The sequence below is a fragment of the Streptomyces sp. NPDC037288 genome, from assembly GCF_055603265.1.
The window spans coordinates 51,672-64,876 of sequence record NZ_JBVJVY010000033.1; the positions used below are offsets into that span (position 1 = coordinate 51,672).

Genomic DNA, 13,205 nt, shown 5'->3' on the forward strand with positions numbered 1-13,205 from the left:
TCGGGCCGTGCGGGCTGCCCTCCGCCGGGCACCTGCGCAGCGTGCTGCGCGCTCTGCCGACGACGTTCTGTTCGCCGTGCGCCACTACGCCGTTCACAACGCCGATCACCGCTTGCCTTCATCGCCGGGCGAAATCAGGAGCTGGACTGCAGGTCGGGCACCACGGTGCGCAGTCGGTCGGCGCTGATTGCTCCCGCGCGCTTCAGGACGGGTGCCGGACCTGTGAGGTCCACGATCGAGGAGGCGACGGCAGCCGGGGTGGGGCCGCCGTCCAGGTAGACGGCGACCGAGTCGCCGAGCATGTTCTCGGCGGCGTCGCAGTCCTGGGGCGAGGGGTGCCCGGTCAGGTTGGCGCTGGAGACCGCCATCGGTCCGGTCTCGGCCAGCAGGTCAAGCGCCACCGTATGGGACGGCATCCGGACCGCGACCGTGCCGTGGGTTTCGCCGAGGTCCCAGTCCAGCGACGGCTGGTGCCGGGCGACCAGGGTCAGCCCGCCCGGCCAGAACGCCTCCACCAGGGCCCAGCCCTGCTCGGGGAAGTCGGCGACCAGGTCGCGCAGGGCCTTCGCGGAGGCGACCAGAACCGGTGAGGGCATCGCGCGCGTCCGGCCCTTGGCCCGCAGCAGATCATCCACCGCGTCGCGGTTGAAGGCGTCGGCGCCGATGCCGTACACGGTGTCCGTGGGCATCACCACCAGCTCGCCCCGGCGCACCGCCACGGCTGCCTCGCGCAGTCCCTCGGCCCGTCCGGAGAGCGTGGAGCAGTCGTAGCGACGGGCCATGGCCGTCCTTCCTCCCATCGGGCGTTGCGCCCGCGGCTTCTCGCTCACTCCGGCAGGGTATGGGCACCGCCCGGCCCGCGTGCCCAGGCTGCGGCAGCGGCACCCGTACAGGTGACCGGGCATGCGCCGTCGCACAGTCGTTCACCGCAGGAGGCCGGCGAACGCTTGCGTGGCGGACTTCAGTGGTGCATGGCGTGCCGTGCCAGGTGCTGGGTGATCCGCCGGGCGGCGAACTCGGTGCCGGCCACGAAGCGCAGCATCGGGCCGAACGTGGGCGCGGCAAGGGAGCCGGTGAAGTACAGCCCCGGCAGGCCGGACTCGAACGCGCCGGACAGGCGTGGTGCCTGAGCGCCCGGCACGCGGGCCAGCGCCTGGCGCACCGGCGGCCTGAGGAAGGGAAGGGCATCCACGTCGAGCCGGTAGCCGGTGGCGGCCAGCACATGGTCGACGGCCAGTTCGGCCCCTGTACTGCTCCTGTCGCTGAGGCGCAGGTGTACCTCGTCTCCGGCCGGGCTTGCTTGATCGACGCGGCAGGCGGTGCGGACGGGGACGATGCCCTCGACGCGCCCGCGCAGCCACCAGCCACCAGAGGGACCCAGCGCGCGGCGTAACAACTGCAGTTCGCTCTGCTGTGCGTCGAGCTGTCGCAAGGTCGCCGCAGTGGGCGATCCTGCCGTCAGGCGGACGTGCCGAGTATGGCGGCCAGTGTGCCGACGCACGGGGCTGCATGCAGTGCGGCGGCGAATTCCCGGGCCCTGCTGAGCGGCGTTTCCCGCGGGGACGGTGGAAGCGGCGGCACCGACTCCGGGCGCGGCCATGGGCTGCGCAATTTTCGTGAGAGCGCAAGTGGAGCATTGAGCTGCACCAAGGCAGGCTGAATGCATGCGGTCACTCTTCCGCTCGTTTCCTCGCCCAGGAGCGGACGGCTTCGGCGGCGTTCTCCTCACGCTCGCGCGGTGTGTCCCCTTCGTGCTCGCTCTGAGCGTCGTCGCGATTGAGTTGTCGCCGGAGCACTTCCTGTACACCGGCCCTGTGCTGACGGCGACGCCGGCGCTGGCCGCGGTGACGATGGGCCCCAAGGGCACCGTTTCGGCGGCCGTCCTCGCGCTGGCCGTCAGCGTGACCACCGCCACCTACAACCAGGCATGGGGCACCCAGCAGGTCTACACCAACCTTTTGGCCATTCTGCTGGTGTCCGTGGCCGGAGTCATGACGAGCAAGGCCATCGCCAGGCGCAGACGTACCGAGCTGGATCAGGTCCGGCGGATCGCGGTGGCGGCCCAGGAGGTCATCCTGCGGCCGGTCCCCGTGCGGCTGGGGCCGGTACGGGCGGCCAGCCTGTGTCTGGCGGCCGGGACCGGTGCGCAAGTCGGCGGTGATCTGTACGAGGCCGTCCAGACCCGGTACGGCGTGCGGATGATCGTCGGGGACGTGCGGGGCAAGGGGCTGAGAGCCATGCGCGCGGTGGCCGTGGTGCTGGGCGCCTTCCGGGAAGCCGCGCACTATGAGGATGACCCGATGGAGGTCATGAACCACTGCGCGGCTGCGCTGCACAGGGAAGCCGCCGTGCCGGGCGCGTTCGATGAAACCGCCCTGATGGAGGGGTTCACCACCGCGCTCATGGCCCAGGTGCCGCCAGGCGAAGCCGTGGTGCGGCTCGTCAACCGCGGCCACCCGCCGCCGCTGATCCTTCACCAGGGCAGGGTTCACGCCCTGGTGCCCACCAGCCCGCTGCCGCCCTTCGGCCTGGAAGACCTCGTCAGCGGTCCACCCGCCAAGTCCGAAAGCTATCCGTTCCTGCCTGGTGACCGTCTGCTGCTCTACACCGACGGCGTGGTCGAAGCCCGCGATCGGGACAATGCCTTCTTCCCGCTGCCCGAGGCCATGGAAGGGATGCACGCCGACACCCCTGGCGAGTTCCTGGAACGCCTGCATCAGCAACTGCTCCATCACACCGAGGGCCGCTTGGCCGACGATGTGGCGATGATCCTCGTGGACCGGCTGGACGAGGAAGCCGACTGCGTGGCCTGGGCGCCGGGATCAGCGGCACCGAAGTGATCGAGATCGCGGCCCCGGTTGTGCTGCTCGCCCGAAGCCACTGACGGGGCTGTTTCGCGACTGTTGTGCGGGACTCCGCGGCGACCACCCGCCACATCGCGGCTGCCCGCCATCAGCGAACGCCGTCGCCCCCCGCATGGACCGTGCACCAGATCACTGTCCACCGAGGTCCGCCCCGGTCCGACCACGTCAACTGAGACCAAAACTGAGACCACGACACGACGAAGGTCCCGACCGGATTCCGGTCGGGACCTTCGTTTGCCCAGCTGGGCGGCTGCGGAGGATACGAGATTCGAACTCGTGAGGGGTTGCCCCCAACACGCTTTCTTCTGATCCGGTTCGACACTCCCCGTCTCGTCAGCGCTCCTGACGAGGCATAGCCTTGAAGAGAGCCCGAACCTCCGTGATTCGTGGAGGCGCTTGTTATGGGAAAGCTCCTGGATGCGCTGCTCGGGAAGAGGAGCCTCCCGCCGCCTGAGATCCATCATGCTTCGGTGATCAGGACACCATTCGAACAGATCCCCGTGGTTCAGCGAAGGGCCGGCACCGCGGGTTGCGTCCTGAGAAGTGGTGTACCGGTTTCCACCTGATCCGGGCGTTTGCCCCGGCGTCGGAGTGAGTGTCCGGATACAAGAACGGCCACCGGCTGATCTTCGAGATGTCGAAGGCTCGAAGGAGATCAGCACGATGACCGCACCAGACAGTTTGCCCCTGCACGCCCTCGCGGAAGACAACCTCGCCGCGGCGAGTCCTGATCTGCTGCGCGCGATGGTCAAGACGTTCACCGACGCCCTCATGTCCGCCGAGGCCGACGCCCTGTGCAACGCCGAATACGGGCAGGTCAGCGACGAGAGGGTCAACCACCGCAACGGATATCGCCCACGCGAATGGGACACCCGGGCCGGCACCGTCGAACTCGCCATCCCCAAGCTCAGGTCCGGGAGTTACTTCCCGCACTGGCTCCTGGAACGACGGCGCCGTGCCGAGCAGGCCCTGATCTCGGTGGTTGCCACCGCCTACCTGCTCGGCGTCTCCACCCGCCGCGTCGAGAAACTCGCCGAGTCCCTCGGAGTCACGCAGTTGTCGAAGTCCCAGGTCTCCGCGATGGCCAAGCATCTGGACGAGCAGGTCGCCGCCTTCCATGGGGTGGGAGCCGCACCTCCGCAAGCACGCGGGCGCGGTACCTCCACGTGCCGGGCGCCATGCTCAAGGACGTAGCCCGGAAGATCGCCGATGCCATCTGGGGACCTTCGGAAACGCCCCCTGTGGACAAAAACCAGGACAACGAGAGCTGAGACACGTCGAAGGGCCCCACCGCGAACGGTGGGGCCCTTCGACATCGTGCCCGGTGAGGCACTGGCGGAGGATACGAGATTCGAACTCGTGAGGGGTTGCCCCCAACACGCTTTCCAAGCGTGCGCCCTAGGCCTCTAGGCGAATCCTCCGCCGGAAACATTACATGACCGAGGGGAGTGCTCGCGAACCCGTTCTCGCAGGCCCGTATCCGTTGCAGCCCGCGGGCCGCGATCGGGTACTGTGGGCGCAGCCCCTCACGCGGCGCTATCTGACTGAACTCCCCCAGGGCCGGAAGGCAGCAAGGGTAGGTCGGCTCTGGCGGGTGCGTGGGGGGCCCTTGCGTTCCCGGGGGCGTCCGCGGGCGGGGCCGGTTGTCAGTGGGCGCCTATAACCTCGTATGCGTGTCGTCTCTCGCGCTGTACCGCCGCTATCGCCCGGAGACCTTTGCCGAGGTCATCGGGCAGGAGCATGTCACCGACCCGCTGCAGCAGGCGCTGCGGAACAACCGGGTCAATCACGCGTACCTGTTCAGCGGTCCGCGCGGCTGCGGCAAGACGACCAGCGCGCGGATCCTCGCCCGCTGTCTGAACTGTGAGCAAGGTCCCACGCCGACGCCCTGCGGGGACTGCCAGTCGTGCCGGGACCTGGCCAGGAACGGACCGGGTTCGATCGACGTCATCGAGATCGACGCCGCTTCCCACGGTGGCGTGGACGACGCCCGTGAGCTGCGCGAGAAGGCCTTCTTCGGCCCCGCGAGCAGCCGGTACAAGATCTACATCATCGACGAGGCCCACATGGTCACGTCGGCCGGCTTCAACGCGCTGCTGAAGGTCGTCGAGGAGCCGCCGGAGCATCTGAAGTTCATCTTCGCCACCACCGAGCCCGAGAAGGTCATCGGCACCATCCGGTCCCGGACCCATCACTACCCCTTCCGGCTGGTTCCGCCCGGCACCCTGCGGGACTACCTCGCCGAGGTGTGCCAGAAGGAGACCATCCCGGTCGAGGACGGTGTGCTGCCCCTCGTCGTGCGCGCCGGCGCCGGTTCCGTGCGTGACTCCATGTCCGTCATGGACCAGCTCCTCGCCGGTGCGAGGGAAGAGGGTGTGACCTACGCCATGGCCACCTCCCTCCTCGGCTACACCGACGGATCCCTGCTCGACTCCGTCGTCGAGGCCTTCGCCACCGGGGACGGGGCCGCGGCCTTCGAGGTCGTGGACCGTGTCATCGAGGGCGGTAACGACCCGCGGCGGTTCGTCGCCGACCTGCTGGAGCGGCTGCGCGACCTGGTGATCCTCGCCGCTGTTCCGGACGCGGTGGAGAAGGGGCTCCTCGACGCCCCGGCCGACGTCCTGGAGCGCATGCAGGCCCAGGCCTCCACCTTCGGCGCCGCCGAGCTGAGTCGCGCCGCCGACCTCGTCAACGGGGGCCTGACGGAGATGCGCGGCGCCACCTCGCCCCGCCTCCAGCTGGAACTGATCTGCGCGCGCGTGCTGCTCCCCGCCGCGTACGGGGACGAGCGGTCCGTGATGGCCCGCCTCGACCGTCTCGAACGCGGCGTCAACTTCTCGGGCGGTGCGGGTGCGCCCGCCGTGGGGTACGTGCCCGGGCCCCAGGCCCACACAGCCGGTGCCCCGGCATCGCCCGGCGGCGCCCCCGTACCGCCCGCGGGTGCCCCCGTGCCGCCCGGCGGCGGCCCCGCCGCGGCCCGCGCGGCCGTACGCGCGTCCAACGTCCCGGCGGCCGGGGCACCCGGCACGGGCGGCCCTGGTGCAGGCGGTCCCGATACCGGCGGTCCCGGTGCCGGCGGTGCCGGTGCCGGCGGTTCGGCTCCGGCCGCCCCAGCACCCACGCTCCCCACCGCGCCCGCCCCCGCTCCGGCACCGGCCGCCCCGACGGCCCCCGCCCCCGCCCCCGCCGCCGACCAGGCCCCGGTGCCGCCGTCCAGCGCCCCCGGCGCACCCGCCGCCTCCCCGGACCCGGCCGGTGCCTCCGCCCCGCCCCCCGCCGCTCCCGGCGCCTGGCCCACCGCCGCTGCCGCCGGAAGCGGCCGGCGCCCCGGTGGCTGGCCCACGGCCGCGGCTCCCGCGGGCGGTCAGCAGGACCAGGCCCCCGGCCGGGCGCCCGCCGCGCCTCAGCACCAGGCGGGCGGCCCGGCGCAGACGGCCCCCGCCGCTCCGGCGGCACCCGCACCGGCTCCGGCAGCGGCCGCCCCCGCCGGCGGCCTCGACCCGCGTGTGCTCTGGCCGAACATCCTGGAGGCGGTCAAGAACCGCCGCCGCTTCACCTGGATCCTGCTCAGCCAGAACGCCCAGGTCACCGGCTTCGACGGCACCACCCTCCAGCTCGGCTTCGTCAACGCCGGTGCCCGGGACAACTTCGCCGGCAGCGGCAGCGAGGACGTGCTGCGGGCGGCGCTGGCCGAGCAGTTCCACGTGCAGTGGAAGATCGAGGCGGTCGTCGACCCGTCCGGCGGCGGGTCCGCACCTGCGCCCACCGGTACGCCCACCGGTGGCTTCGGCGGCGGAGGCGGTTACGGCGGCGCGTCCGCCGGAAGCGGTGGTTACGGCGCCCCCGCCGCATCCCGTCCCGCGGCTTCCCAGCCGGTCCCACAGCCGGCCGCACCCGCGCAGTCCGGCCCCGCGGCCGGTCCTGCCGCACCCGCCCCGCGCCCCGTGGCCGCCCCTGAGCCGCCGCCCGTCTCCCTCGAGGACGACATCCCCGAGGACGACGACCCGGACCTCGACGAGTCGGCCCTCTCCGGCCACGAACTGATCGTCAAGGAGCTGGGGGCCACGGTGGTGGAGGAGTTCTCCAACGAGTAGACCGGACCAGCACGGGGTGCCTTTGGAGGAAAGTCCAGCAAACCCGGCCCCCGGTCTTCGGCAACCTTGCCATTAGGCTGACCCCGTGAAGGTCCTCGTCATCGGCGGCGGCGCCCGCGAACACGCCCTGTGCCGCTCCCTGTCCCTCGACCCCGACGTCACCGCCCTGCACTGCGCCCCCGGCAACGCCGGCATCGCCGAGGTCGCCGAGCTGCACCCGGTCGACGCGCTCGACGGCAAGGCGGTCGCCGAGCTGGCCGTCGGCCTCGGTGCCGACCTGGTCGTCGTCGGCCCGGAGGCCCCGCTGGTCGCCGGTGTGGCCGACTCCGTCCGCGCGGCGGGCATCCCGGTGTTCGGCCCCTCGAAGGAGGCCGCGCAGCTGGAGGGCTCCAAGGCCTTCGCCAAGGACGTCATGGCGGCGGCCGGGGTACCGACCGCCCGCTCGTACGTGTGCTCGACGGCCGAGGAGGTCGCCGAGGCCCTCGACGCCTTCGGTGCCCCCTACGTCGTCAAGGACGACGGCCTCGCCGCCGGCAAGGGCGTCGTCGTCACCGATGACCTGGACGCCGCCAAGGCCCACGCCGCCGCGTGCGAACGCGTGGTCATCGAGGAGTTCCTCGACGGCCCCGAGGTGTCCCTCTTCGCGATCACCGACGGCGAGGCGGTCGTACCGCTCCAGCCCGCACAGGACTTCAAGCGCGCCCTGGACGGTGACGAGGGTCCGAACACCGGTGGCATGGGTGCGTACTCGCCGCTGCCGTGGGCCGAGCCGAAGCTGGTCGACGAGGTGCTGCAGACGGTCCTGCAGCCGACCGTGGACGAACTGCGCCGCCGCGGCACCCCCTTCTCCGGCCTTCTCTACGCGGGCCTGGCGATCACCAGCCGCGGCGTGCGGGTCATCGAGTTCAACGCCCGCTTCGGCGACCCCGAGACCCAGGTCGTGCTGGCGCGCCTGAGGACCCCGCTGGCCGGCCTTCTGACGGCCGCCGCCACCGGCAACCTCGCCGATCTGCCGCCCCTGCGCTGGAGCGACGACGCGGCCGTCACCGTCGTCGTCGCCTCGCACAACTACCCCGCCACACCCCGCACCGGTGACCCGATCACCGGTCTGGACGAGGTGGCCGCCGAGGACGCCCCGCACGCGTACGTCCTGCACGCCGGGACGAAGCGGGACGGCGACGCCGTTGTCAGCGCGGGCGGGCGCGTGCTGTCCGTCACCGCCACCGGCAAGGACCTGACCGAGGCGCGCGAGCGGGCGTACCGGGCGGTGGGCCGGATCCGTCTGGACGGCTCGCAGCACCGCACCGACATCGCCGCGAAGGCGGCGCAGGCAGGCGCCTGACCTGCCCTCCTGCCGCCAGCACGACCCCGGGCCCCGGATTTCGAATCCGGGGCCTGGTCTTTGCTGTCTGTCACCCACCTCTGACCAAAGCCATTCCATCGAGTGAGCAATCGCCCATACAGCTGACGGGGGCCAGGGCCCCAACTAGGGTGCCGCGCAAGCGTTCCGGCACTTGGCCCACCGGCATTGCGATGTCAGCGGCGGGTGCCACAGTGGGGGAGTGAGCACCACCAGGTCGGCACGGCATCGGCAGCGAGGGGGTGAGGTCGGCACGTGACCGGAATCGGTGCGGAGGCGGGCGCGCAGGCCGCGCGTTCCCGGGCCCTCGCCGTACTGCGGGTCAGAGGCCGCGCGCTGGGCGTGGCCCTGCTGCCCGCGGCTGCCGCGGTGATCCTGCTGACCGGCGTGTCCACCGGCCACTTCGTCGGCCGGGGCTGGGACGCCGCCCGCTGGGCCGTGGGCGTCCTCGCCGTGCTGGTGCTGCTGACCGCCGCCGGCATCGCCCTGGTCGTGGCCCGGGCCCGCCCCGCCGTCAGCCCGACGGTGCCGATCCCGGAGCAGTCCGCCCCGGACCTGTACCGGATGGTGCGCGACCTCGCCGAGCGCCTGGACGTACCGGCCCCCTCGGCCATAGCGCTCACCCCGGACTGCGACAGCTGGCTGGAGGACCGCACCCACGCGGCCCACGGCCCGCCTCCGCGCCCGGCGCGCGACGAGATAGCGGGCCCGGGCCGCCGCCGGATCCCGGTCGCGCCGGTGCTCGTCATCGGCTCCCCGTTCCTGTGGTGGATGCGGGTCGGCGAACTGCGGGCGGTCCTCGCCCCGGTCATCGCCGGTACGGGCCCTTCGGCGCACCCCGACATAGCAGCCGCCCGGCGCTTCGTGCGCGGCCTGGACGCCGCGGTCGCGGTCGCCTCGACACCGGGCCGCTGCCCGCTGGTCCGGGGCGGGTGCGCGGCCCTCGGCTGGGTGGCCCGGCTGCTGCTGCGCGGCTGCCGGGAGCACGCGACGCAGATGGAGCGCGGGGTCGCCGCGGCGGCGGCCGAGCGGGCCCAGACCGTCGACTACGGCCTCAGGATCGTCGCCCAGGAGCAGGTCGGCCTCGCCTACGCCGGCTGGGACCGGCTGCTGACCCGGGTCGCGCTGCCCGCCTGGCGGATGGGCCGCTGGCCCTCCGGGCTGGACGCGGGCGTGGTGGCGGCACTCACCGAGCTGTCCCGCCGCGACCGCCTGGCCGAGGGCTTCACCTCCCGGCTGGGCGAGCGCCCCGCCTGCGACCTGCTGGAAGAGCCCGGCGCGGTGGACGAGGCCGCCTCGCTGCTTGCCGCGCGCCTCTTCCACGGCGGCCCCGCGGAGTCCGGCCCCGACTGGGCGCCGGTGGACTGGCAGGCGTATCCGGAGGAGGTCGTGGACCGCACCTGGCGCGCCGACGCGGCTCGTCTGCACCGCGTCCTGGACTCCCTCGGCGTTCGCCCCTCGCTCGATCCCGCGGCCCCCCACCCCGGCGGCCCCACCCTGGCCCGTGTCCTGGACCACCTCACCGAGCCCGCCCCGGAAGCGGCCGTACGGAAATCCCCGGCGACCGACCCGCAAGCCGCCGACGGCGAGACCACCCCGCAGGGGCCGCCCGTACCCGACCGCGAAAGCCGCATGGGTGCGGTGGGCAACCAAGATCCCGCCGAAGGCGAAGGCGAGGGCGCAGCCGAGGCGCCGCAGCCGGAGCGCAGCGCCACCCTCGCCGCCGGTCTGAGCGCCGCGCTGGCCCGTGAGGAGGCCGTCCCGGGGGGCGCGACCGCCACCGGCCGGAGCCCCGAGAGCGCCCTGTGGGACGACGGCGGGCTGCCGCTGTTCCCGCTGCAGCCCCCGCGCACCGCCCGCGATCTGCTCACCGACCACGTCACGGCGATGGTGTGCTGCGCGGCCGTCGACACCGCCGGGGCGCTTCCCGCCCTGGACTGGCTGGACGGCCCCTCCCTGCTGCTGGGCGGCGAGCGTGCCGCCGACCTCACGCCCAGGGTGCTCAGCCTGGTCGAGGAGGGCGATCCGGGCCCGCTGCGCGACTGGCTGGCCGCGTCCGGGATACGCCCCGAGAAGCCCGTACGGCTCGTCTGACGGGAGCCTTGTCTTCCAGTTCAGGTCAATTCGCAACGACTAGTGACCGAGCCCGTGCGTTATGTGATGTGCTGGGAGCGACCACGCACCTGGCAAAGGCGTGCGACATACGACAGCACGGCCGAGCCGGGGCGTACCGCCGAGCACGTCGAGCACCACCGAGACAGGACGACACGGGGGCATGAGGGAGGGGACGGCCATGGCCTCGGACCACATTCGGCGCTGGGAGTCCGGAGCGCTCGCGCACGCCGTCACGGATCCTTTCGGCCAGGGCCCGCTGCCCTGGCTGCGCGGCAGTGAGAGCTACTTCGACGACACCGGTCACGTCGTGCCCTGGTACGTCGACCCGAGCCCGCAGCAGATCACCGACGGCAGGCCCCGGGTGCCCGCGCCGCGTGCGGGCGGAACCGGTCCCCGCGCGGCCGACGACGTGCACCGCCAGATCAAGGGCTTCACCTCCACCGGCGCGGTCAGGCCCGGCGAGGCGATCGACTTCCACGTCACGGTCGACCCGCCCCAGGAGTTCAGCGTCGACGTCTACCGGATCGGCCACTACGGCGGCGACGGCGCCTCCAAGATCACCACCAGCCCGCGGCTGTCCGGCATCGTCCAGCTCCCGCCGCTGGCCGCCGACCGCACGGTCTCCTGCCACCACTGGTGGCTGTCCTGGCGCCTCCAGGTGCCCTCCCACTGGCGCGTCGGCGCCTATGTGGCCGTCCTCACCACCGCCGACGGCTACCGCTCCCACGTGCCGTTCACGATCCGCGACGACCACCCCGCCGACCTGCTCCTGCTGCTGCCGGACATCACCTGGCAGGCGTACAACCTGTACCCCGAGGACGGCCGCACCGGCGCCAGCCTCTACCACGCCTGGGACGAGCAGGGCCGGCTGCTCGGCGAGGCCGACGCGGCGACCACGGTCTCCTTCGACCGCCCCTACGCGGGCGCGGGCCTGCCCCTGCACGTCGGGCACGCCTACGACTTCATCCGCTGGGCCGAGCGCTACGGCTACGACCTCGCCTACGCCGACGCCCGCGATCTGCACGCCGGCCGCGTCGACCCCGCCCGCTACCGGGGCCTGGTCTTTCCCGGCCACGACGAGTACTGGTCGGTGCCGATGCGCCGGGCCGTCGAGGACGCCCGGGACCGGGGCACCTCGCTGGTCTTCCTCTCCGCCAACACCATGTACTGGCAGGTGGAGCTGGGCCCGTCCCCGTCCGGTGTCCCGGACCGGCTGCTGACCTGCCGCAAACGCAAGGGACCCGGAAAGCCGGTGCTGTGGCGCGAGATCGACCGGCCCGAGCAGCAGCTGGTCGGCATCCAGTACGCGGGCCGCGTGCCCGAGCCGCACCCGCTGATCGTCCGCAACGCGGGCCACTGGCTGTGGGAGGCGACGGGCGCGCACGAGGGCGACGAGATCCAGGGTCTGGTCGCCGGCGAGGCCGACCGGTACTTCCCGCGCACCCCGCTGCCCGAGCACGACGAGCGCATCCTGCTCGCCCACTCCCCGTACACCGACAGCGAGGGCGCCCTGCGCCACCAGGAGACCTCCCTCTACCGCGCCCCCTCCGGCGCCTGGGTCTTCGCCTCCGGCACCTTCGCCTGGTCCCCGGCCCTGGACCGCCCCGGCCATGTCGACCCCCGTGTCCAGCGCGCCACGGCGAACCTGCTGGACCGCATCTGCAAACGCGACTGACCCACTGTCCGGCTCGGGGGTTCCATACGGGACAATCAAGCCATTGGACAGAACCACGGGGAGGAACCGTGTCCGGATTCGTAGAAAAGCCCGAGCCGATTCAGGTTCCGGGCCTGGTGCACCTGCACACCGGAAAGGTGCGCGAGCTGTACCGGAACGAGGCGGGCGACCTCGTGATGGTCGCCAGCGACCGCATGTCCGCCTACGACTGGGTGCTGCCCACGGAGATCCCCGACAAGGGCCGTGTCCTCACCCAGCTCTCCCTGTGGTGGTTCGACCAGCTGCGCGACCTGGCCCAGAACCACGTGATCAGCACCGAGCTGCCCGCGGGCGCCCCCGCCGACTGGGCGGGCCGCACGCTCGTCTGCAGGTCCCTGAGGATGGTCCCGGTCGAGTGCGTGGCCCGCGGCTACCTCACCGGCTCGGGCCTGGTCGAGTACGACGAGTCCCGTACGGTCTGCGGTCTCGCCCTCCCCGAAGGCCTCGTCGACGGCTCCGAACTGCCCGCCCCGATCTTCACCCCGGCCACCAAGGCCGAGGTCGGCGAGCACGACGAGAACGTCTCCTACGAGGAGGTCGCCCGCCAGGTCGGTGCGGAGACCGCCGCCCAGCTGCGCCAGGCCACGCTCGCCGTGTACTCCCGCGCCCGGGACATCGCCCGCGAGCGGGGGATCATCCTGGCCGACACCAAGTTCGAGTTCGGCTTCGACGGGGACACCCTCGTCCTCGCCGACGAGGTCCTCACCCCGGACTCGTCCCGCTTCTGGCCGGCCGACCGGTGGCAGCCGGGCCGCGCCCAGCCGTCGTACGACAAGCAGTTCGTCCGGAACTGGCTGACCTCGGCCGAGTCCGGCTGGGACCGCAAGAGCGAGCAGCCCCCGCCGCCGCTGCCGCAGGAGGTCGTGGAGGCGACCCGGCAGAAGTACGTGGAGGCGTACGAGCGGCTGACCGGTATGAGCTGGTCATGACCCTCCAGCGGTAACGCAAAAGGCCCCCGGGGGACCGGGGGCCTTACTGGAGCGGACGACGAGGCTCGAACTCGCGACCTCAACCTTGGCAAGGTTGCGCTCTACCAACTGAGCTACGTCCGCGTTGCG

Annotated in this window: 8 protein-coding genes, 2 tRNA genes, 1 other RNA gene and 2 pseudogenes; 9 read left to right on the forward strand and 4 right to left on the reverse strand. The window is 72.4% G+C overall.

Annotated elements, in window-relative coordinates; genetic code table 11:
• Positions 1-134: 134 nt before the first annotated feature.
• Complete coding sequence (locus ACZ7GZ_RS30260; protein WP_471029006.1) at positions 135-782, reverse strand: L-threonylcarbamoyladenylate synthase; 648 nt, start codon at positions 780-782, stop codon at positions 135-137.
• A gap of 179 nt (positions 783-961) precedes the next feature.
• Entirely contained in the window at positions 962-1,432 is a 471-nt protein-coding gene (locus ACZ7GZ_RS30265) for a hypothetical protein (protein WP_471029007.1), read from the reverse strand.
• A 382-nt stretch (positions 1,433-1,814) separates the two neighbouring features.
• Between ACZ7GZ_RS30265 and ACZ7GZ_RS30270 the strand changes: the two genes are divergently transcribed.
• From ACZ7GZ_RS30270 to ACZ7GZ_RS30280, 3 genes and pseudogenes are all read left to right on the forward strand, one after another.
• Entirely contained in the window at positions 1,815-2,840 is a 1,026-nt protein-coding gene (locus tag ACZ7GZ_RS30270; protein ID WP_471029008.1) for a PP2C family protein-serine/threonine phosphatase, read from the forward strand.
• A gap of 687 nt (positions 2,841-3,527) precedes the next feature.
• Positions 3,528-3,980 (forward strand): annotated as a pseudogene (locus ACZ7GZ_RS30275) (transposase); the annotation flags it as partial.
• 1 nt (position 3,981) lies between these two features.
• Positions 3,982-4,135, forward strand: a pseudogene (locus tag ACZ7GZ_RS30280) (site-specific integrase); the annotation flags it as partial.
• Positions 4,136-4,197: 62 nt separating this feature from the next.
• Here the strand turns inward: ACZ7GZ_RS30280 and ACZ7GZ_RS30285 are convergent.
• Positions 4,198-4,285: transfer RNA gene (locus ACZ7GZ_RS30285), tRNA-Ser, on the reverse strand.
• 97 nt (positions 4,286-4,382) lie between these two features.
• On the opposite strand from ACZ7GZ_RS30285, the gene ffs reads away from it, so the two are divergent.
• The 6 genes from ffs (at position 4,383) to ACZ7GZ_RS30315 (ending at position 13,076) form a co-directional block, all read left to right on the forward strand.
• Positions 4,383-4,477: signal recognition particle sRNA small type (gene ffs, locus ACZ7GZ_RS30290), an RNA gene on the forward strand.
• A 60-nt stretch (positions 4,478-4,537) separates the two neighbouring features.
• Entirely contained in the window at positions 4,538-6,958 is a 2,421-nt protein-coding gene (locus ACZ7GZ_RS30295) for a DNA polymerase III subunit gamma and tau (protein WP_471029011.1), read from the forward strand.
• Between the two features lie 85 nt (positions 6,959-7,043).
• On the forward strand, positions 7,044-8,300 hold the full coding sequence (gene purD, locus ACZ7GZ_RS30300; protein ID WP_471029012.1) for a phosphoribosylamine--glycine ligase: 1,257 nt from the start codon (positions 7,044-7,046) through the stop codon (positions 8,298-8,300).
• A gap of 273 nt (positions 8,301-8,573) precedes the next feature.
• Positions 8,574-10,412: a M48 family metalloprotease gene (locus ACZ7GZ_RS30305; protein ID WP_471029013.1), complete on the forward strand. Its 1,839-nt coding sequence runs from the start codon at positions 8,574-8,576 to the stop codon at positions 10,410-10,412.
• 199 nt (positions 10,413-10,611) lie between these two features.
• Positions 10,612-12,108, forward strand: a complete 1,497-nt coding sequence (locus ACZ7GZ_RS30310; RefSeq protein ID WP_471029016.1) for a N,N-dimethylformamidase beta subunit family domain-containing protein — start codon at positions 10,612-10,614, stop codon at positions 12,106-12,108.
• A gap of 68 nt (positions 12,109-12,176) precedes the next feature.
• Entirely contained in the window at positions 12,177-13,076 is a 900-nt protein-coding gene (locus tag ACZ7GZ_RS30315) for a phosphoribosylaminoimidazolesuccinocarboxamide synthase (protein ID WP_471029017.1), read from the forward strand.
• A 47-nt stretch (positions 13,077-13,123) separates the two neighbouring features.
• Here the strand turns inward: ACZ7GZ_RS30315 and ACZ7GZ_RS30320 are convergent.
• Positions 13,124-13,199: transfer RNA gene (locus ACZ7GZ_RS30320), tRNA-Gly, on the reverse strand.
• Positions 13,200-13,205: the final 6 nt, after the last annotated feature.

Excerpts from the sequence above, each read along its gene's own strand:
- ACZ7GZ_RS30310 (WP_471029016.1), top strand. The coding sequence starts at position 10,612 with ATGGCCTCGGACCACATTCGGCGCTGGGAGTCCGGAGCGCTCGCGCAC.
- ACZ7GZ_RS30260 (WP_471029006.1), bottom strand. The coding sequence starts at position 782 with ATGGCCCGTCGCTACGACTGCTCCACGCTCTCCGGACGGGCCGAGGGA.